At 52.8% G+C, this 18,214-nt stretch carries 18 protein-coding genes; 5 read left to right on the top strand and 13 right to left on the bottom strand.

All coding sequences use genetic code 11. The annotated features are described in order from the left end of the window. Positions 1-260 precede the first annotated feature (260 nt). Together glmU and glmS are read left to right on the top strand one after the other, a co-directional pair. Entirely contained in the window at positions 261-1,631 is a 1,371-nt protein-coding gene (glmU, locus tag METLA_RS0112660) for a bifunctional UDP-N-acetylglucosamine diphosphorylase/glucosamine-1-phosphate N-acetyltransferase GlmU (RefSeq protein ID WP_024298896.1), read from the top strand. Position 1,632: 1 nt separating this feature from the next. Next, positions 1,633-3,462 (top strand): glutamine--fructose-6-phosphate transaminase (isomerizing), encoded by a 1,830-nt coding sequence (gene glmS / locus METLA_RS0112655; RefSeq protein ID WP_024298895.1) that lies wholly within the window; start codon positions 1,633-1,635, stop codon positions 3,460-3,462. A 41-nt stretch (positions 3,463-3,503) separates the two neighbouring features. On the opposite strand, the gene METLA_RS0112650 is transcribed toward glmS, so the two are convergent. From METLA_RS0112650 to METLA_RS0112630, 5 genes are all read right to left on the bottom strand, one after another. Continuing rightward, entirely contained in the window at positions 3,504-4,508 is a 1,005-nt protein-coding gene (locus METLA_RS0112650; RefSeq protein WP_198408442.1) for an ISAzo13 family transposase, read from the bottom strand. Continuing rightward, a complete protein-coding gene (locus METLA_RS23255; protein WP_029646383.1) occupies positions 4,450-4,701 on the bottom strand; it encodes a hypothetical protein in 252 nt (83 codons plus the stop codon). Before METLA_RS23255 ends, METLA_RS0112650 begins: the two co-directional genes overlap by 59 nt. A gap of 322 nt (positions 4,702-5,023) precedes the next feature. After that, entirely contained in the window at positions 5,024-6,040 is a 1,017-nt protein-coding gene (locus METLA_RS0112640) for a tyrosine-type recombinase/integrase (protein WP_024298171.1), read from the bottom strand. Then, the gene (locus tag METLA_RS0112635) at positions 6,033-7,010 is read right to left on the bottom strand and encodes a tyrosine-type recombinase/integrase (RefSeq protein WP_024298170.1); all 978 of its coding nucleotides are present in this window, start codon (positions 7,008-7,010) and stop codon (positions 6,033-6,035) included. The genes METLA_RS0112640 and METLA_RS0112635 overlap by 8 nt, the downstream gene beginning before the upstream one ends. Beyond that, the gene (locus METLA_RS0112630) at positions 7,007-8,248 is read right to left on the bottom strand and encodes a site-specific integrase (protein ID WP_024298894.1); all 1,242 of its coding nucleotides are present in this window, start codon (positions 8,246-8,248) and stop codon (positions 7,007-7,009) included. Before METLA_RS0112630 ends, METLA_RS0112635 begins: the two co-directional genes overlap by 4 nt. A gap of 336 nt (positions 8,249-8,584) precedes the next feature. Here METLA_RS0112630 and METLA_RS0112625 point away from each other — a divergent pair, with 336 nt between their 5' ends. Then, positions 8,585-10,024: a cation:proton antiporter domain-containing protein gene (locus METLA_RS0112625; RefSeq protein ID WP_051459777.1), complete on the top strand. Its 1,440-nt coding sequence runs from the start codon at positions 8,585-8,587 to the stop codon at positions 10,022-10,024. Positions 10,025-10,253: 229 nt separating this feature from the next. Here METLA_RS0112625 and METLA_RS22050 read toward each other — a convergent pair whose 3' ends face one another. Both METLA_RS22050 and METLA_RS0112615 read right to left on the bottom strand, forming a co-directional pair. Beyond that, entirely contained in the window at positions 10,254-10,463 is a 210-nt protein-coding gene (locus tag METLA_RS22050; protein ID WP_084480132.1) for a DUF3820 family protein, read from the bottom strand. Between the two features lie 123 nt (positions 10,464-10,586). Continuing rightward, the gene (locus METLA_RS0112615) at positions 10,587-10,901 is read right to left on the bottom strand and encodes a hypothetical protein (RefSeq protein ID WP_024298891.1); all 315 of its coding nucleotides are present in this window, start codon (positions 10,899-10,901) and stop codon (positions 10,587-10,589) included. Positions 10,902-11,089: 188 nt separating this feature from the next. Between METLA_RS0112615 and METLA_RS0112610 the strand changes: the two genes are divergently transcribed. Then, entirely contained in the window at positions 11,090-11,632 is a 543-nt protein-coding gene (locus METLA_RS0112610; protein ID WP_024298890.1) for a flavin reductase family protein, read from the top strand. Between the two features lie 566 nt (positions 11,633-12,198). Further along, the gene (locus METLA_RS23250; RefSeq protein WP_024298889.1) at positions 12,199-12,753 is read left to right on the top strand and encodes a hypothetical protein; all 555 of its coding nucleotides are present in this window, start codon (positions 12,199-12,201) and stop codon (positions 12,751-12,753) included. Between the two features lie 385 nt (positions 12,754-13,138). Here METLA_RS23250 and METLA_RS0112595 read toward each other — a convergent pair whose 3' ends face one another. The 6 genes from METLA_RS0112595 to METLA_RS0112570 form a co-directional block, all read right to left on the bottom strand. Continuing rightward, entirely contained in the window at positions 13,139-14,626 is a 1,488-nt protein-coding gene (locus tag METLA_RS0112595) for an aminotransferase-like domain-containing protein (protein ID WP_024298888.1), read from the bottom strand. 232 nt (positions 14,627-14,858) lie between these two features. Further along, positions 14,859-16,133, bottom strand: coding sequence for an MSMEG_0569 family flavin-dependent oxidoreductase (locus METLA_RS0112590; protein ID WP_024298887.1), 1,275 nt, complete (start codon positions 16,131-16,133; stop codon positions 14,859-14,861). A gap of 53 nt (positions 16,134-16,186) precedes the next feature. Beyond that, the gene (locus METLA_RS0112585; RefSeq protein WP_024298886.1) at positions 16,187-16,474 is read right to left on the bottom strand and encodes an MSMEG_0570 family nitrogen starvation response protein; all 288 of its coding nucleotides are present in this window, start codon (positions 16,472-16,474) and stop codon (positions 16,187-16,189) included. Beyond that, on the bottom strand, positions 16,467-16,691 hold the full coding sequence (locus tag METLA_RS23245; RefSeq protein ID WP_024298885.1) for a hypothetical protein: 225 nt from the start codon (positions 16,689-16,691) through the stop codon (positions 16,467-16,469). Before METLA_RS23245 ends, METLA_RS0112585 begins: the two co-directional genes overlap by 8 nt. Positions 16,692-16,702: 11 nt before the next feature. Then, entirely contained in the window at positions 16,703-17,674 is a 972-nt protein-coding gene (locus METLA_RS0112575; RefSeq protein WP_029646639.1) for a sll0787 family AIR synthase-like protein, read from the bottom strand. Continuing rightward, on the bottom strand, positions 17,671-18,213 hold the full coding sequence (locus METLA_RS0112570) for an MSMEG_0567/Sll0786 family nitrogen starvation N-acetyltransferase (protein WP_024298883.1): 543 nt from the start codon (positions 18,211-18,213) through the stop codon (positions 17,671-17,673). The genes METLA_RS0112575 and METLA_RS0112570 overlap by 4 nt, the downstream gene beginning before the upstream one ends. Position 18,214: the final 1 nt, after the last annotated feature.

Here is an 18,214-nt window from a genome sequence, read left to right as displayed (position 1 = left end):
ATTGACGCGAATACAAGAAGCCCGATAGCGACGAATGCCGTTATCGGGCTTTTTTATTTTTCAACTGGCCGTCTTTTCCCACATGGCTCCACAAAGAGAGCATTCCGTCTTGGATATTTCGAGAGCCTATGCCGTACAGTAATTTATGGAAAAATTAATGTGACTGCGCCAAAATTAAGGGGCGTAGCCCCAAAATTCAATCTCTAATCCTATTTTCATGATCAACGCTCATCGATGAGGATGCGCGTAGGAAAACTGCAATGAATCTGACCACCATCATTCTCGCCGCTGGCAAAGGCACCCGAATGCGTTCGGAACTGCCGAAAGTCCTGCACAAAATCGCCGGAAAACCGCTGCTCCGCCATGTCTATGACATGAGCCGTGCACTGGAAAACAACCGGATTCTGATCGTTTACGGCCACGGCGCCGAACGCGTGCTCGACACGCTGAAGGACATCGATGCCGGCTGGTTCGAGCAACAACAGCAACTCGGCACCGGCCATGCGGTGCAGCAGGTCAGCGATCAAATACAAGATAATGACGCCGTATTGATTTTGTATGGCGATGTGCCGTTATTGAAACAATGCACCGTGCAACGAATGCTTACGGCTGTCAGCGAAAAATCGCTAGCTCTGCTGACCGTCACGCTGGATAATCCGAAAGGTTACGGCAGAATCGTCCGCAACGATCAGGGCCTTGTGACCCGGATCGTCGAAGAAAAAGATGCGGGCGAGGCCGAGAAACAAATCCGCGAAGTGAACACCGGCATCATGGCGGTGCAGGGCGGGCAGCTGAAAAAGTGGCTCGGCCAATTGAAGAACCATAACGCCCAAGGCGAATATTATCTGACCGACATCATCGAAATGGCCGTCGCCGAACAAGTGACTATCGCGACCAGCCAGCCGGAAACCGAGGATGAGGTGCTTGGCGTGAACGACCGCAACCAATTGAGCCACTTGGAACGGGTGTATCAATCCGAACAGGCCAAAGCCTTGATGACCCAAGGCGTCACGCTTTACGACCCGGCGCGTTTCGACCTCAGGGGCAAAATCGAGGCGTTAGGCCAGGACATCGAAATCGACGTGAATGTGATTCTGGAAGGCAACATCCGGATCGGCAACAACGTCAAGATCGGTGCGAATTGCCAGATCAAGGACTCGGTGATCGAGGACAATGTCGAAATCCTGGTCAACAGCGTGATCGAAAATGCGGTGATCGGGCAGGGCAGCCGGGTCGGACCTTTTGCGCGCTTGCGCCCCGAAACGGTCCTGGCGCAAAATGTGCATATCGGCAATTTCGTCGAGATCAAAAAAGCCACGGTCGCCGACGGCTCCAAGATCAATCACCTGAGCTATATCGGCGACAGCGAGATCGGCAGCAAGGTCAATATCGGCGCCGGCACGATCACCTGCAATTATGACGGCGTGAATAAATTCAAAACCGTAATCGGCGACGGTGCCTTCATCGGCTCCGACACGCAATTGATCGCACCGGTCACGATCGGCAACAATGCGACGATCGGCGCCGGTTCGACGATTACCCGAGACAGCCCGGAAAATCAGCTGACCTTGTCTAGGGCGAAACAGATTTCAGTACCCGGCTGGCAACGGCCCGCGAAGAAGGAGAATTGATATGTGCGGCATCGTAGGTGGCATCGCAGAGCGGAACGTGGTTCCGATCTTACTCGAAGGTTTACGGCGGCTCGAATACCGCGGCTATGATTCGGCCGGACTCGCGGTGATCGACGGCAAGAACATCCGGCGGAAGCGCGAGGTCGGTAAGGTTCAAGGCTTGGACGATTTGATCAAGGCCGATCCGGTGTCCGGTTCGATCGGTATCGCGCATACGCGTTGGGCCACGCACGGCAAACCGAGCACCGCGAATGCGCATCCGCATGTCAGCCGCAACCGGGTCGCGATCGTGCACAACGGCATCATCGAAAACCACGAAGATCTGCGTAGGGCACAAAAGCAGCTCGGCTACGAATTCACCTCCGAAACCGACACCGAAGTGATCGTGCATGAGATCGATCACGTGCTGGATACGGCGGACGGCCTGTTGAACGCGGTCAAGCAAACGGTCAAAAAGCTTGAAGGCGCCTATGCGCTCGGCATCATCAGCACCGCCAATCCGAACCTCTTGGTCGCCTGCCGCAAAGGCAGTCCGTTGGTGATAGGCGTCGGCATCGGCGAATATTTCATCGCCTCGGATGTGGCCGCCTTGTTGCCGGTCACCCAGCGCTTCATCTTTCTCGAAGACGGCGATATTGCCGCGTTGCAAATCGACCAGTTGGTCATCTACGATGCCAAAGACAACATCGTAGAACGGCCGATCAAGGAAAGCCAGCTGAAGGCCGATGCGGTCGATAAAGGCAATTATCGGCATTACATGCTGAAAGAAATTTACGAGCAGCCTTTCGCGATTGCGCAAACGTTGGAAGGACACTTCGTAAATCACCGGCTGCAGGAAAATTCATTCGGTCATAATGCCAGCGAAATTTTCGATCAGGTCAAATCGGTGCAGATTCTGGCCTGCGGCACCAGCTATCACGCAGGATTGGTTGCGCGCTACTGGTTCGAGCGGCTCGCGCGCGTGCCTTGCAACATCGAAGTCGCCAGCGAATTCCGTTACCGGCATCCGGTGCTGGCGCCGGACACGCTGGTCATTACGATCTCGCAATCGGGCGAAACCGCCGACACGCTCGCCGCGCTGCAGGAAGCCAAGACGCAGGGCGCCAAATATTCAATCGCAATCTGCAACGTGCCGGAAAGCTCGTTGGTTAGGGAATCGGATCTGGCGCTGATGACAAGAGCCGGCCCGGAAATCGGCGTCGCCTCGACCAAGGCCTTCACGACGCAGTTGGCGACGCTGATGATGCTGGTGATCGCGATCGGCCGCCGCTTCCAACTGCCGAACGCGCTGGAAGAAAAAATCACTTCCGAACTGTTCGCCTTGCCCGGTAAAATCGAAAAAGTCCTTGAACTGGACGATCAGGTGAAGGAACTGGCTGAGCAATTCGCCGAAAAGGAACATGCGCTATTCCTCGGCCGGGGGTCGCAATATCCGATCGCGATGGAAGGCGCGTTGAAGCTGAAGGAAATATCGTATATCCATGCCGAAGCCTACCCGGCCGGCGAATTGAAACACGGCCCCCTGGCTCTGATCGACGCCGACATGCCGGTGATCACGGTCGCGCCGAACAACAGCCTGCTCGAAAAGCTGAAGTCGAACATGCAGGAAGTCAGCGCCCGCGGCGGCCAGTTGATCGTGTTCATGGACGAAACGCTGGTACCGGCGGATGACAACAATGTGCAATACATCAAAGTCCCCCAAATCGAAAACGAAGTCGCGCCTATCGTATTCACGATTCCGTTGCAGTTGCTGGCTTACCATGTCGCGGTGTTGAAAGGCACCGACGTGGATCAGCCGAGAAATCTCGCGAAGTCGGTTACGGTGGAATAAAGCGATAAGGATTTGCTCAAAAATAACTTCCCGAAACGCTCCTACGGAAAAGCCCGATAATTCCAACGAGGAAGATGTTTATCAAAAACGATCCTGATGTTTTCGAGGAAATCCGTAGCACATTTTTTCCCGGTCTCATAAACGCCCGCCAACACCTCCACCGTGACCTTCAGTCCGGTGGACGTTCTTGCCTGTTCCATGAACTGCTTGGCAATGGCGAGCGAATGAAAGACGATGCCTTGGCAGGCGCGGGTGATGTGCGGAAACAGGCGATGTTCAATCGGATTATGTTTTGAGCAATACGGCGGATAATGCGCAATGCGAATTTCCAGCCCCAATTGGGTCGCCAGCGCCTGCAACGCTTCCTTGAACACATGGCGATTGGCAGCATTACTGCCGCCGCCATCGCAGAGGATGAGCAACCTGCGCGCTTCGGGATAGTGCCGGTTGCCGTGCCGTTGCCACCATTGGGCAATGCTGGCACAGCACAATTCGCTGGTATCGTGGCTGGTGTTGAGGTGTATCGTGCCTTCGTTCCGCGCTAAATCATAGAGCCCATGCGGGATCAATTTTCCGTTGCCGACGCTAGGAAAATCATGGTCCAGGGTGTCGACCGGCACCTGCGTGTAGGTGTAACCGTCGCGGGCGAAATCGCCCAGCAGTTCTTTCTTTTTGGTATCGATGCTGAGCACCGGATCGCCTGCGCTCAGATACGCGTCTTTGAGCCGGGCGATGTTTTCGAACTGGGCATTGCGGTCAGGGTGAGCCCCCAACGCCTTTTTCTTGCGCGCTTTACGCCGACCTAATTTGTGTTTTTTCAACAGTTTGCGCACCGTGTTCGGGCTGACCGGCGTCGCTTTCGCGCCCAAGCGCCGACTGATTTCGCCACACGACAGATTCGTCCACAAGACGCCTTCGCGCATCGGGTCGCCGGCGGTGAAGTCCGCCAACAGGTCGAGAAAGTGAGTCTCCAACTGCGCCGATTGCTCAAGCGCCGTTTTCCGGCCCCCACCTTTTTTTTCGGACCCGATCCGCTGCCGGGTCATCGGTCGCGTCGAGTTCCAACTGGCCCCGGCGGATGGTCTTGGGGTCCAGGGCAAATAGTCGGGCGATATAATCAATGCCGCCATGCCCCAGCTTGGCGGCTTCTATGCCGGCATAGCGGCGCCTATCTTTCTCGGATAGGCTCGCAAAAAGGCGTTGCATTTTGACTTCTATTGCAGGCTCGTAACCAATCATGTCCTGTTGGGATTTGCGTTGTCGATGGCGTGTTATTATCCGCTAATTCACTTTCATTTAGGGAAGTTGTTTTTGACGAAATCCTAAGTGAACGATTGTTGATTTGATGGTTTTGTATCGGCCAGTTTTTTAAAATGTCTGCCAAAATTATCGGTCACATGTCTCGCAAGTTCTGTAAATATAGCCTTAAGGATTGTTGATTACATATTGATAGGCAGAAACCGACCCCTATGTGTAGTGGCAAACTATGTGTATATGCAATTTTACCGTTGAGGTCCACCCTTGAGTGCTGTCACTTGGGGCAAACCTCAACTACACATAATTACAGCGCCTGAAGAAACTGCATCAATGTATCGTCATCAGGATGGTAACGGCAACTTTTTGTTTCCGGTGATTGGAGCCTTGCCAGCGCTTTATTCTTCATCGCCAAGTCGGCCTCTACGTACCGATGGGTAGTGGTCGTGCTCTCATGTCCCAGCCATAGGGCAATCACGTTAAAAGCCACACCCGACTGGAGTAGATGCATGGCCGTGGTATGACGGATGGTGTGTGGCGATATCTTTCGTTTGGAAAGACTGCTCATCGTCTGGGCAGCATGCGCGACTGCAAGATTGAGTCGCTGCGTGACGTTAAATCGCGACATTGACTGGCCATCTCGATTCGGTAACAGTGGTGAATCAACGCTTAACGTTGGGTTGTGCTTTAACCAAGCTCGAATTTCCTGGATCGTGCTTTTCCATAAAGGTGTTGAACGCTGCTTACGGCCCTTGCCGCGCAGATGGACACAAGCCGATTCACCCATGACGATATCACCGACCTTGACGCCAATGATTTCAGAAACGCGAGCACCGGTGTTGTAAAGTAGGGTCAGCAACAGATGGTCACGCTGGGATGTCCAGGTTTCACCGGGTTGGCCCAAGATTGCTAACATCTCCTCGCGGCTCAGAAAACCCAACATGGGGCGTTCGAACCGCTTCATGGGGATACCCAACGCCTGTTCGATGACAAAAAATGACGATACATCGCGTCGGGCGGCGAATTTCAAAAATGCACGTAAGGCGGTCAGCCTCAAGTTCCGGCTACGCACTGCGTTGTGGCGATGCTGCTCTAAATGGTCCAAGAAGGCCAGGATCAAATCCGGCGTTATATCCGCTAAATTCAGCGCCGTCGGCATTTTACCCAGGTGATGGCGGGTGAAATCCAGGAATAGCAACATGGCATCCCGATACGAGGCAATCGTGCGCGGACTCATGGCACGTTGATTGACCAGATATTCGGTAAAAAACTGCTGGACCAAAGCCGAGAAGGAGACTGGATGGGGTGCTGTTGTTTTAGTCATGGCCTGTCTCCGGTAGCTGCGCAAAGGCTTCAAACCGATTGGCCGCCCCGGCCATGAGCTCAGGAATGCCAGTGAGATACCAGTACGTATTGGTGACCATGGCATGCCCGACATAGGTAGATAATGCCAGCATCTGTTGGTCGACATTCGTGCCTTGGGTTTGCCACAGCAGTATACGGCGGACTATAAACGTATGTCGCAAGTCGTGAATGCGCGGGCCATTGTGAGCACCCCGATTAATCCAGCCCAAGTGATTGCGTATAGCGATGAATACGCGATGAACTTGCCTTTGACTGAGCGGTTGTCCTAGCCGTCGGCCACGATCGCCCACAAAAAATCGTGTCTCATCGGACACCTCGATATGACGATTTCGTAGTGATTGGTATTGCCTTAATGCATCCACCGTGCTGGGATGGAGCGGTACATAGCGTGATTTGGCAAATTTGGTTTGCCGTATGGTGAGTATGCCAGCCTTTAGATCGACATTCGAATCCAGTAAATGCAAGGCTTCGGAAATTCGCAGACCCGTGGACGCGAGTAACCCGAACAACGTCTCGTAAGTGGCACCCCTAAGCCCTGGAATAAAGGAATCCAGGTTATGCGCGGCATTCAGCAAGTCGATAATCTCCTGCCCGCTATAAATGTGCGGCGCTAATCGCTGGCCGACTCGGCCAAAGAGACTGTCGTCGGGCACCTCGGTGCGCGGCTCAAATTGTCGCAGGTAACGGCAAAACGAGCGCAGATGCTTCAACCGCCTCGCCCAGGTGGTAGGATCAGCGCTATGTCCCTGGTCTTGTCGTGCCCAATCTGCCATCATCTCGACGGTTAGCGGTTCTTGGGTGTTCAAGGCATCAATATAATGAGCAAAACTGATAATCGAGTAGCCAGGCGAGCGCAAGCCAAAGCCTAGTCGCCGCCGTTCATGCAAGTAATTTTCGGCATGGGTGGCCATCGTGATAGGGGCATTCATGACGCACTCCCAGGCCAAGGCAAAGCGACTGCCGCCAGGTTCTGGCTGTCGAGTTTGGCGTAAACCAGCGTGGTATTAAGTGACCGATGCCGTAAGACATCCGCGACTTCTTTGAGGGAACTACCACTCTCCAGGAGTCTGCTAGCCATGGTATGCCGCAGAAGATGCGACCGCGTATAGGGTAAACCCGCACGCGCATAAGCCTGACGGATCGATTTTCGGATCAGATCAGGGCCGACAGGCTGATCGCGTGGCGCCACGTTACGCACGAACACCGCACGATTGCTGGTGGGTGGTCGTTCATACTTCAGGTAATCGGCAATCGCTTGACCGGTGGCTGCTGGTAAGGGCATGATAGCTTCACGTCGACCCTTGGTGCCACGTAGTGTAATTGTCGCCGCAGACCAATCGATGTCATCCAGTCCAAGGTAAGCGACCTCGCTACTGCGTAAGCCAAGGTCCAATGCGCAATGCACGATGGCCGCCGTTCGGAGCGCCGCCGGGCCATCCTGCGCAAGCGCACCTAATAAGCGTTCAACTTCGTGCTTGGTCAGGGTTTTCGGTAGCGAAGCTTGTTGCCAGTTGGCCGGAAAACTGGTGGCACCTATTAAATGATGGACTGCATCGCCCAGGGTAGCGCGATAGCGAAAATAACTGCGTAATGCCGAAACCGATGCGCCGATACTGGACGCCACACGACATTGCGAGCTTTGGCTGGCTATGAACTGGCGAATCTGGTTTGCTTTGATCGCAGCAATCACGACCTCTCGATCAGCAAACTGCGCTAATAGCAGGCAGCGAACGACAGCAAGATACTGTTTACGTGTTCTGGCAGCGAGTCCACGCACATGGCTCATGTGGTCATCGAATCGTCGAAGCTCCTCGTCTACGGGCGTTTGGCCTATCGATGAATCGGCGATGATGGCGTTGACCCGCAGAACTCTCAGTAAATGGCCCAGTGCCGCATGTAAATCCTTGGCATCAGAGAATGCCGGTTTCTCGCAGCAGCAGTTCGGCAGATGATCATCCAGAAAACGCTGGATTAGCCTTTCGTCGATGGTTTTGACATCAATATGGCTCTCGGTAAGCCAGTGAGCAAAATGGGTCAGTCCGGCAAGGTAATTATTAATGGTATTGAATGCATAGCGGCAGTCGAACAAGCGCAGCATAAAAGCATCAACGAAAGGAGCTAATTGGCTTTCAAGCAGCCAACTGCTGGTATGGTGATCAGAATACATGGCAATCTCCTGAGGTGAATGAGTTTTCACTTCAGGACTTCGGCAAAACTATGTCAAGCTACGGATAAAGCATCTCGGCTCAAACCCAGTCGCGCTCAATCTCTCAGGCAATAAAGATCAACAAGCTACACATAGTTTGCAACTACACATAGGGGTCGCTATGTTAAGCTCAACATAGCGACCCTTAACGGCCTCTGGCGGTTAGTCGTATGTTTGGCTGCTTGCCGCCACATAGCCGACTGCTGGCCAGAATTTATTGCCTAGAAAGTGGCAATCAGGGATGATAGACCGAAACCATATACGACTTGTTATACGGTCCAATGTGTAAAGAAGAATATGAATCGAGAAATTAAACGCCTTGATAGCCGGTTCGCCATTTATCCTCTTTGCTTGGTCCTCTTCGGGGCGGCGCTGTGGCTGATACTCTTAGTTGGCTCGGCTATACAGCCGAGCCTTCCCACTCCAACGACCGTTGCGGCCGCAGTTCCAAGCAGCTTGAGTGCAGAGCTTTATAGGAATCTGCGCAGCCCGCTCGGTGTTTTGCTGCTTCAGATTTTGGTCATTATCGCCTTCACCCGCTGCTGCGCAACAGTCATGCGGAAATTCGGCCAGCCCGAGGTGATCGGCGAAGTCATCGGCGGGATACTCCTGGGGCCCTCCGTACTGGGCTTGCTCTGGCCTGCCGCCGGTGCCTTGCTGTTCCCCGCGACTTCCCTGGTGAATCTGGGCCTATTGAGCCAGATCGGATTGATCGTCTTCATGTTCGTCGTCGGAATGGAGCTAGATACCGAAGTCCTGACAAAAAAAGTCCGTTCAGCCGTGCTGATATCTCACGCGAGCATCATCTTGCCCTTCCTGCTTGGCTCGCTGCTCTCGCTTGTCCTTTATAAAGGCTATGCGCCTGTCGGGGTGCCTTTCACTCCATTCTGCCTTTTCATGGGCATCGCGATGAGCATCACGGCGTTCCCCGTTCTGGCCAGAATGCTCCACGAGCGAGGTTTGAGCCGATCCCCTCTAGGGACCGTCGCGCTCACCTGCGCAGCGGTCGATGATTTGACCGCCTGGTGCGCGCTGGCCGTGGTAGCAGCGATCTCCCGGGAGGGTACAATCGCCAACTCCCTGATCGTGACCGCGCTCTGCGGCCTGCATATCGCGGCGATGCTCTTTGTGGCCCGGCCCTTCCTGGAACGTTTGATAGAGGTCCGCGCCACCGAGAACGCTCGCGAAAAGGGGGCTATCGCGGCCGTCTTGTTCACGGTATTTTTCTCCGCTTTTATGACGGAGGCCATCGGGATCCACGCGCTCTTCGGAGCCTTTCTGGCGGGCATCGTCATTCCCAAAAAAACGGCCTTCCGTGAGGCTCTCGCGGTCCGCCTCGAGAACTTCAGTACGATCATTCTGCTGCCCCTATTCTTCGCTCTCAGCGGCCTTCGGACCCAAATCAACCTGCTCAACGATTGGGCATCGTGGATTCTCTGCGCAGTCATCATCCTTGTGGCGATCACCGGGAAGTTCGTGGGCAGCGCCGGAGCGGCGCGCTGGTCGGGCTCAACGTGGCGCGAATCACTCGCGATCGGGGCGCTGATGAATACCCGAGGACTCGTCGAACTCGTCGCTCTCAATATCGGCTACGATCTGGGCATCATTACTCCAGCGATATTCACGATGATGGTCCTCATGGCGCTCGTCACGACTCTGATGACCGGCCCTTTGCTCGGTCTCCTCGTGCCGGAAGCTCTCGCCGCCTCGCACGAAAAGCCGGCTGCGGATGCATAAGGCCGCGTAACCAAGCGCTTCTTGCCGACGCGCGCTTTCTTTAAGGCGTTTCAATAATGCGTGCGGCAGAACGTAACATTATGAAGGACCACTTTCCAAAATTGACCAGCCATACAGTTGGCAATTTTGACAGTCGGCTCCTGGCCGTTTTCTACCACCTGGTCATGGCTTTAATGGGGGTAAGATCGAATAGAGAGTTTGTGGAGATTTTGCTGATTGCGCTAATAGTTCACTTTCTTAGAGGATCGAGCAGTGGTTTCAGTCCGTTGTGATCTATCTCTTGCATCAAGGCCAATAACCGGCCTAATTCACCATTAGGAAATCCTTCTCGCGCAAACCAATTAAGGTAATGGCCAGGCAAATCAGCGATGACTCGTCCTTTGTATTTGCCATAAGACATGGCAAATGTAACTAACTTTTGTAAGTCTTTGGAATTCATGAGGGTGTCTCGAAATTAACCAATCTAACCTGGCACCAATTCAGACAATGACTTACTGTTACTTGTCATGGGATTGACACAGACTTATCCACAGTTTCTGTGGATTAAATTTAGGCGGTATGGTTATGGCTTTTCGTTATCAGAAAGCACTGTGTATTCGGCGGTAATGCTTTCGCCCTCTGTTCCGCGACTGGTTTGTTTCTGCGCAGTTTTCAGCATACGCCATGCTTTGAATCCAACAATTCCCAGCGGAATCAGCAAAACGGCAAAAAACACGGAAAAGACCAGCGTGCCCACGACTGCACCGGCAATCATTGCCGGACTTGCCAGGATGTTGGAAATACTGGAATGGTAATTTTTTTCAACCTGATATTCAAGTCGCTGCTGAGGATTTTCCGATGCACGGATATGGATGGTTCGTTTGTAGATTTTGAGCATAGGCCGGACCAAAGGTTGAAGACAGGGATTGTTCCTGTCAGGATGAAGGTGGTAAAAAATGACGTTGCGCCCGCGCGATAGCGCAATAAGTCTACTGGTATTTTACGATTCTCCCATCTAAAGCAGGCATTAAAAATGGGGTAAACTGCCCAATACCTTTTTTTGCAAACAGGATGAGGAGTACGGCAATGAAGACAATGCCAATTAGCAAAGCGTTCACGCTGATCGAACCAGGCCCAGTTGTTTTGATTACAACAAATGATGGAGAGAAAAATAACATCATGACCATCTCCTGGACTATGGTCATGGATTTTTCGCCGAGATTTGCGATAACGACGGGGTCTTGGAATTATTCCTATAACGCGCTTCGGAACTCCAAAGAATGCATCATCGCTATACCAACGGTAGATCTCCTTGATCAAATTGTTGGGGTTGGAACGTGTTCTGGTGTCGATACGGACAAATTTGAAAAGTTTGGACTTACCCCTCTGAATGGAAAGCATGTCGGGGCTCCTTTGATCCAGGAATGCCTGGCAAATATTGAATGTAAAGTGATTGATATCGTCGAAAAGCACAACATCATTGTTTTAGAAGGTGTCGAAGCGTACTTTGATGATGAACGAGAAGAGAAGCGAACCATTCATGCGATCGGGGATGGCACCTTTGTAGTGGATGGAGAAAAGTTGGATCGACGGGAAATGATGCGTTCGAAGCTTCCAGAGGATGTCTAATGTTGAAAAGTTAGCGATTCGCAAAGGCGGATCGTAAGGCCGGCATTATGATGATCGCGTTATGAATGGAAACCCAATTTTTCCAGCACGTCCGATTAGCGTAGCGTAATCGGACGCATGTTATTCATCGCCAGCAACCGAAGAATTAACATCGCCCAATCGAGTGGATAAAGACCCTTCGCCACCTATCGATAAAGGTGGAATATGGCTAGTCACACGATTGACATGGCTGCTTCAGAGGGTTCACATGTATGTAATCCACATGATGTTCATCATCAGAATCATCGCGGATAAAATGTTCCCAATAATGCCGTTACCTACAGGGATGCAGGCAAGGCGCGTGAGCGGAAGCTTTGCCATATCCCACGCTCTCCTGCCGCTGTACGTACTTTAGACCGGCGTTCGGTTTTGGGAAGTGCTCGAAAAATCCACTTTTAATTAAACGCCATCGAGTACTGAAATCGGTACCACCGGGCGCCAAGGCCCACACGCCATGCAAATGATCCGGTAAAATAATACAGCTTGATCATGGCGTATGATCTACTGATGCTATCCCCCCCTCTAAAATGAACAAGATAGACAAAAAAGCCAAGCCTTCCTGGAGCGACATCAAATCTAAATTGTCAGACTTTGACCGAGTGGGGTTGCTCGGTTTAGTTCATGACTTGTATGCCGTTAGCAAGGACAATCAAACCTTTCTGCATGCCCGCTTTGGACTTGGGGATGATGTACTCAAACCTTATAAGACGGCCATCTCCCGCTGGATATGCCCTGATGTGATGCGCAGCAATCAAACCATCTCTGTAGCCAAGGCCAAAAAGGCAATCACCGATTACAAAAAGGCGGTGGGGCAGCCTGAAGGGCTGGCTGAACTGGCAGTATTTTATTGCGAGGAAGTTTTTGTCTTTTTAGGTTATTGCGGCATGGACGACGAAGGTTATTTCGATGCCGTGGTGCGAATGTTCGAGCAAGCATTGAAATATGTGATGGTTCTACCAGAGACGAAATGCCAGTCGTTTATCGAGCGGCTTGAGCAAGTCTGCGCACAGGGTCAGAATATCGGCTGGGGTGTGGGTGATGATATGAGCAGGCTGCTGTCCGAATATGGGATCGACGACTAAGTTTGATTCTTTGGTCGAACTGCGTACAGAAAATGCGCGTTTAATCGCGCTACTAGAGGCTCATGGCATAGAGTGGCGTTTATCGCCAGAGCCACCTCTCTATTATGAAGAACCACTGCGATTGTGCGAACAATAAAGTATGAGACCAAGCAATAAAGATTAGTCCCTACCCTGAGACAAAGCCGTTAATTTAAGGCAAGTCATGCAGGATGTGCCGAACAACGTGAGGCGCACATGTGCGCTTCGCTTATGCTCAGCGCACCCTATGGTCCTGATGGGTGGCACCGCCGGCCGTATCGTTAAAGAGTGGATCGTGCCGATTAGGCAACCGCGCGCACAACATCTGCATCGCTTGATCGATTTACGCATGGAAATATTTGAAACCTTATCGTCCAGTTTTGCTAACTCTAGCGACAGTTAGGCTATGTTTTAATACATCCCTTTGGCGACTTTCTTCCAGCAAATCCCCGGCAATATCCCCCAGCTTCTTCAACGCTTTTTCTATCCTGTCATTCCACGGCACCGCGCAACTCAAACGGATGAAGTTGCCATATTTCTTTTGCGTGGCCGAAAACAAAGGGCCGGGGGCGATGATGATGTTTTCCTGGCTGGCGCGGCGGTGCAATTCCATCGCATCAACGCCAGTTGGCAGTTCCACCCACAATGCAAAGCCGCCCTCCGGTTGAGTGACGCGGGTGCCTTCGGGGAACAACAGGCTAACGGCCTTCACGGTTAATGCCACGTTGTGGGCATATTCTTGGCGTACATGCCGTAGATAGCGGTCGTAACCACCTTGTTCCAGCATGTGCGCTACTATCAGTTGGTTCAGGGTTGGTACGGCCTGATGCATCATGTATTTCAGGTTTTCGACTTTCTCCTTGTAGCGGCCCGGCACCAGCCAACCGACACGGATGCCCGGCGACAAGGTCTTGGCGAAAGAATTGCAATATAATACCTGGCCGTTCCGGCTCCAGGCTTTGCAGACCGAAGGTCGGCGCAAGCCAAAGCCCAGGTCGCCGTAGACATCATCCTCGACCAATGGGATCTCATGTTTTTCCAGTAAGGCTACCAAAGCCTGCTTGCGCTGATCGCTCATACAGGAACCAAGCGGGTTGTTGTAATTGGAAACGATCAAACAGGCTTTGATCGGCCATTGCTCAATGGCCATTTGCAAGGCATCCAGCGACAATCCGTCGCGCGGATGCGTGGGGATTTCCAAGGCCTCCATGCCGCAGGATTCGATGACTTGCAACAAACCGTAAAAGGTTGGCGACTCAATGGCAATCAAGTCGCCAGGTTCGCAAACGGCCATTAACGCCAGCTTTACCGTCTCACGCGCGCCGTGGGTGACGACGATGTCGTCAGGGCTGTCGGCACATTGCAATTCCACCATACGCTTGGCGATTTGACGGCGCAGTTCCTGATTGCCTAGCAACTCGTCGGCATCGAAACAGCGTTTACCAAAGGTGCGCGCCACCTTGCCGGTAGCTTGTTGCAGTGCATGAGTGGGTAAGAAATCGGCATGCGGCACCGACGAGCCCAGGTTGATCTGATACGGGTCTTTGGCAGCGCGGAGGATTTGCCGGGTCAGCGATTGGCCGGTGACTTTGGCGGGCGTGACCGGCGCATCGGAGATTTCCGGCTCAACGATCGCCTGCCGGCGAAAGCCGCTGACATAGTAACCGGAGCGCAAGCGAGCCTGAATCCTGCCGCTGTCTTCCAACATGCGATAGGCTTCCAGTGCGGTAGAGATACTGATACTCAATTGTTGACTCAGCTTTCTAACACCCGGCAGTTTTTCGCCGGGTTTGTAAACACCCTGTTCGATATGCGCAATCACCGTATCCGCGACGGTTTCGTATAAGTGTTTCATGTATTTATCCACGTTAATCCTTGCGTTTGCGCGGAGCATTAGCTCGTTTGGGTTCGATCAGAAAACTCGATTTTGATGATCGCCATTATAAAGCCATGCGCTTGCCTTCCCACGCCGATAGCTTCAGCAGTTTTGATACATCCCAGTGGATAAGATGTTCATTGCATGACTTCCAATGCTAGGCCGAATACGCTGAGTATTCGGCCTTTAGGGTTTTGCCTGACTTCAACGATTAAACCTCATAAGCTACCTCCTTAACCGCCAATTTGCGCTGAATCACTTCTGCTAAATGCTGTGCATCGTCAGCAATCCCCAAGAACCGTCCAGAACCCCAGGTATGCAACCAGGGCAAACCAATAAAATACAGGCCTTCCACGTTGGTGATACCACGATCAAATTGTGGGAAGCCGCGACCATCGAAGGCCGGCAGTTCTATCCAGCGGTAGTTCGGTCTAAAACCAATTGCCCAGATGATGCTTGTGATGTTTTCGGCGTTGGCGTCAATGCTGGTGGGATCGAACTCGGGTTCCCAAACTTTGCGGAACGGCGGCTCGACCGGTGCGTCGATATTGTTTTCGGTGATGTAGCGGTCGATATCATTGCGAATTTTGACGTAAATTTCGTCGGCGTCGTCCAGATTTTTGGTCAAATCGGGCAAGAACTCCAATTTGTCGCCGTCGATGTTGGCCATGCTGCCGTAAAGTTTGACGCCTTCCAAGGCAAACTGGCGCAAATCGATTTCGTGACCACCGCCACGCCCGGTCAGATAATGATTGGTTTTGTGTTTGGCTTCATCGCCCAAAGGATGGCGGTCGACGGTCAATTTGTAAAAGCCCAGATCGAATAGCCATTCTGTGGCCTCGCGGCCTCGATACATACGCGGCGAACGCGGTGCGCTACCAACCGCAAGATGCACCTTACGGCCGGCCAGATGCAGGTCCTCCATCAGCTGCACGCCGGATTGGCCGGTGCCGACCACTAGCACTTCACCGTCGGGCAGTTGATCGGGATTTCGGTAATTGACAGAATGAATCTGTGTGATGTGCTTGGGCAGGCTGTGGGCATAGTCGGGCACAATAGGAATATCGTAGCCGCCGGTTGCTACTACCAAATGGTCTGCGGAAAACTCGCCAGCCGAGGTGTTGACATTCAATTGGCCGTGCTCGCCACGCCAGACGCGATTCACCGCAACGCCTTCCATGATGGGTGGATTCACTTTTTTCGCAAAAGCTTCGACATATTCGACGATTTCATCTTTCAGCATGAAGCCTTGCGGATCGTTGCCCTGATAAGGAAAGTCCGGCAGTTGGCATTGCCAGTTAGGGGTGACCAAACAAAAGCTGTCCCAACGGTCGTTGCGCCAGGCGTGGCCGATGCGGTTTTTTTCGAAGATGATGTGGTTAATGTCGTGTTTTTGCAGGTTATAACTGACGGATAAGCCCGCCTGGCCGCCGCCGACGATAATCGTGTCATAGTGCAGGCGGGTGTTTTCTGATTTTTCTTTCATGACGTCCTCTTATTGGCTTTGCTGTTTGAGTTGAGTGGCTGCGTTGTCTTGGCTTATTCGATGAACTCGGTCACCGTTACCTGAGGATTGTTGCTTTCCAAAAATTGGCTGGCCTTGGCTTCGATTTCCGCCAGTTGGCTCATCGCGCTGGAGCAGGTGTAGCCGTATTTCTGCCGCACCCGCTCGCTGGCTATTTCCAGCGCGTCGCGGCTGAGCTTGACGAATTCGTGCAAGGGATAACTGTGACCGGGTTGGAAATAATCCTTAATGACCAGTGACGGCGAATAACACAGGCTTTCGGTTCGGTCCGGCCAGCGGATGCGGAAGCGCATTTCAGGCATATTGAGTTCCTTTGGCGTTGATGAGTGAACGGTAAATGTCGAGATGGTTGTTGGCCGACTGCGCCCAGGAAAATTCCTCACTTAAGCGCTGGGCGATAGTTGGAAGTCGATCCTTGGGGAAAGTATCGATGGCCGCCTCTGCCAATTGCATGGCGTGTACGACACCACCGCGTGGGTTAACGGAATGGGCCGGCATGGCAATTCGTAATCTTTGCATGACGAGTCCTTCTATTTAGGGCCGCAGCCAATCAAGGGTTCGGTGTTTAAATCCCAGAGCAGCTGTTCTTCGTCGTCTGCTTTGAGCCGTAACTGACCGCTGTCATCAGTCCTACCGATTGCCGCGCAAGCGATACCGCGCTGATTAAACCGTTCGATTACGGCTTCGCTGTCAACCTCGTCTACACTCAGCACGAAGCCGTAGCTGGGAAAGCAGCGCAACCATCTTTCCAAATCAATATCGGTGGGACGGGGTATGGCGTTGATGTCAATCACGCCGCCCAAACCGGAACACTCCAGCAACATCAACAGCGTACCGATCACACCAGCATTACTAATATCCTTGGCCGATACGCATAGATCTGTTTCGGCCAGTGTTGGTAATAGCTCTAAATCCTGGCGCAAGCGTTCAAGTGGTGCGCCAGTGCTGGCATCCCACCATAGATACGGCTCGCGGAAATGGCCGCGCAAATCGATGGCCGCCAAAAGATTCTGTTCGGGTTTTGCGGCAAAGCTGCTCAGCAGCCGTTTGGCTCGACCCAGGATGGCTACCGACAATTGCGGGGCGTCGTTTCTTAAATTGGTATGGCCGCCGACCACCGGCACGCCATATACTTGCGAAGCGGTCGCCAGACCTTCCAGAATCGGTTTGGCTTGGTTTTCACCGTCGCTCCAGATTGCATCGACTACTGCGATTGGCCGACCGCCCATTGCATAAATATCGCTGACGTTGACCATCACTCCGCAATACCCGGCAAACCAGGGTTGGCTGGCGACAAAGTCGTTCAGGTAGCCCTCGGAGGCAAGCAATAGATAGCCGTCACCATCCGGGATGGCGGCGCAGTCATCGCCTACTGCAATCTCAGCGCCGGAATGCCAGTGGGGAACCTGAGGCAATTGCTTCATCACGTAGGAAATATCACGCTTGTGCGCCAGTCCTAAGCCTTGGCGGATTCTGAGCGTCAAGTCAGTCAACCAAGTCATGCAGCAATCCGATTAGTAGTAACAAAACCGATAGCACCGTCTGCATAAGGCGGGTACCAAGCTAAGTCAGCTTGCATCAGATGATGCGGCCGACCATGCACCGAGATTTCCTGCAAGGATTTCCAGTGCAGCCGGCGGAACAGCAATTGGTTACGGCTTTGCACCTGCGCCAGAAAGGTGTTGCAGCCCTTGGCGTGAGCAGAGGTTACTGCCAGTTTGATCAGCGCCGCCCCGAGACTGCCTTGTTTGCGATAATTTTGATCCACCGCCAATCGTGAGCCCCACCAAATGCCCGGTTTTTCCTGATGGATGCGCACGGTGCCGACTACGCGATCTGGCAATCCGGCGACGCAGGCGATGGCGACGATGGGCGTCGCGATGGTGTCAATGTCGTCCAGATCGTCGCCGGCGAAGATACCTTGTTCCTCACAGAACACGGCCTGGCGCAGTGCCAGCATTTGCTTATGCTCCCAATTCTCGGTGACGAATTTGATCAAGTATTCGTTTGCAAAAAACGGTTTAAAGTTATCGATCCACATC

The sequence above is a fragment of the Methylomicrobium lacus LW14 genome, assembly GCF_000527095.1.
GTDB classification, from domain to species: Bacteria; Pseudomonadota; Gammaproteobacteria; order Methylococcales; family Methylomonadaceae; genus Methylomicrobium; species Methylomicrobium lacus.
Note: the sequence above shows the minus strand (reverse complement) of the source record. Positions and strands in the feature narration are given on the sequence as shown.

Bases quoted from the DNA above. Each gene is read 5' to 3' on its own strand.
- METLA_RS22050 (WP_084480132.1), bottom strand. From the start codon at position 10,463: ATGAATTCCAAAGACTTACAAAAGTTAGTTACATTTGCCATGTCTTAT.
- METLA_RS23255 (WP_029646383.1), bottom strand. From the start codon at position 4,701: ATGATTGGTTACGAGCCTGCAATAGAAGTCAAAATGCAACGCCTTTTT.
- METLA_RS0112590 (WP_024298887.1), bottom strand. From the start codon at position 16,133: ATGAAAGAAAAATCAGAAAACACCCGCCTGCACTATGACACGATTATC.
- METLA_RS0112635 (WP_024298170.1), bottom strand. From the start codon at position 7,010: ATGAATGCCCCTATCACGATGGCCACCCATGCCGAAAATTACTTGCAT.
- METLA_RS0112650 (WP_198408442.1), bottom strand. From the start codon at position 4,508: ATGACCCGGCAGCGGATCGGGTCCGAAAAAAAAGGTGGGGGCCGGAAA.
- METLA_RS23245 (WP_024298885.1), bottom strand. From the start codon at position 16,691: ATGCAAAGATTACGAATTGCCATGCCGGCCCATTCCGTTAACCCACGC.
- METLA_RS0112630 (WP_024298894.1), bottom strand. From the start codon at position 8,248: ATGTATTCTGATCACCATACCAGCAGTTGGCTGCTTGAAAGCCAATTA.
- glmU (WP_024298896.1), top strand. From the start codon at position 261: ATGAATCTGACCACCATCATTCTCGCCGCTGGCAAAGGCACCCGAATG.
- glmS (WP_024298895.1), top strand. From the start codon at position 1,633: ATGTGCGGCATCGTAGGTGGCATCGCAGAGCGGAACGTGGTTCCGATC.
- METLA_RS0112640 (WP_024298171.1), bottom strand. From the start codon at position 6,040: ATGACTAAAACAACAGCACCCCATCCAGTCTCCTTCTCGGCTTTGGTC.
- METLA_RS0112575 (WP_029646639.1), bottom strand. From the start codon at position 17,674: ATGACTTGGTTGACTGACTTGACGCTCAGAATCCGCCAAGGCTTAGGA.
- METLA_RS23250 (WP_024298889.1), top strand. From the start codon at position 12,199: ATGAACAAGATAGACAAAAAAGCCAAGCCTTCCTGGAGCGACATCAAA.
- METLA_RS0112585 (WP_024298886.1), bottom strand. From the start codon at position 16,474: ATGCCTGAAATGCGCTTCCGCATCCGCTGGCCGGACCGAACCGAAAGC.
- METLA_RS0112610 (WP_024298890.1), top strand. From the start codon at position 11,090: ATGAAGACAATGCCAATTAGCAAAGCGTTCACGCTGATCGAACCAGGC.
- METLA_RS0112595 (WP_024298888.1), bottom strand. From the start codon at position 14,626: ATGAAACACTTATACGAAACCGTCGCGGATACGGTGATTGCGCATATC.
- METLA_RS0112570 (WP_024298883.1), bottom strand. From the start codon at position 18,213: ATGTGGATCGATAACTTTAAACCGTTTTTTGCAAACGAATACTTGATC.
- METLA_RS0112625 (WP_051459777.1), top strand. From the start codon at position 8,585: ATGAATCGAGAAATTAAACGCCTTGATAGCCGGTTCGCCATTTATCCT.
- METLA_RS0112615 (WP_024298891.1), bottom strand. From the start codon at position 10,901: ATGCTCAAAATCTACAAACGAACCATCCATATCCGTGCATCGGAAAAT.